The organism is Croceitalea marina, assembly GCF_042684265.1.
Lineage (GTDB): Bacteria > Bacteroidota > Bacteroidia > Flavobacteriales > Flavobacteriaceae > Croceitalea > Croceitalea marina.
On sequence record NZ_JBHULB010000003.1, the window covers coordinates 1 to 755 of the forward strand.

Annotated in this window: 1 protein-coding gene; it reads right to left on the minus strand. The window is 46.2% G+C overall.

The features are described 5' to 3' along the window. Positions 1 to 739 (minus strand): acyltransferase domain-containing protein (locus ACFSQJ_RS00965; RefSeq protein WP_449257564.1); only part of this gene is annotated, 739 nt, incomplete at its 3' end. Positions 740 to 755 lie beyond the last annotated feature (16 nt).

Consider the following 755-nt stretch of genomic DNA (forward strand, 5'->3'; position numbering starts at 1 on the left):
GGTCTTGTACTTGCTCCGCCGTGATGTATTTTCCGGTTACATTGGAGATATAGGGTATCTCTGGTGAGTTTATGGCAATGCTTTTTACAGCTTCCTTAAATTCCGCTAACATTGGCTCCATCATGGCCGAATGACCCGCAATGGATGTTTTCAATATTCTGGCAAATACATCCTCTTGTTTTAGCGCTTTTTCCAACTTTTTGACCGGCTCATGTGGTCCGCTCACAACACAGTTGTTGGGGCTATTGATAGCTGCAATGCTCAATTCCCCACCAAGGCGCTCCTTGACCTTGTCCTCCGGCAAAGCAACACTGAGCATAGAACCTGTTTCCAATTGGTCCATCAATGCGCTTCGTTTGCATACCAGGGTAAGGGCATCGGTCAAATTAAACANTACGTCTTCGCCCATTTCTCTGCGTAGAATGTCAAGACACTTGTCCACCTCCTGCCTGAACACCTTTTCGCTCTTGTACAATCCGTATCCCATAGTGGCATACTGAGCGCCCTGTCCGGGGAACATAAAGACAAGTTCTTTGTTTCTTGTCTTTGCGAATCCGGAGTGTACACTGTCATTTGGTTTGTTTAGGGCCTCTATAGCCTGTTCTTTGTTTTCACATACAACAGCAATTTTGTGTTCCAAGGCCTTTCGCCCTACCTGCAGTGTATAGGCTATGTCGGCAAAGTTGGTCTCTTCCGTGTCCTGTAAAGACCGGACAAGGTTTTCTTTGTTTCTTAGCAAGGAGGATTCATGCTTG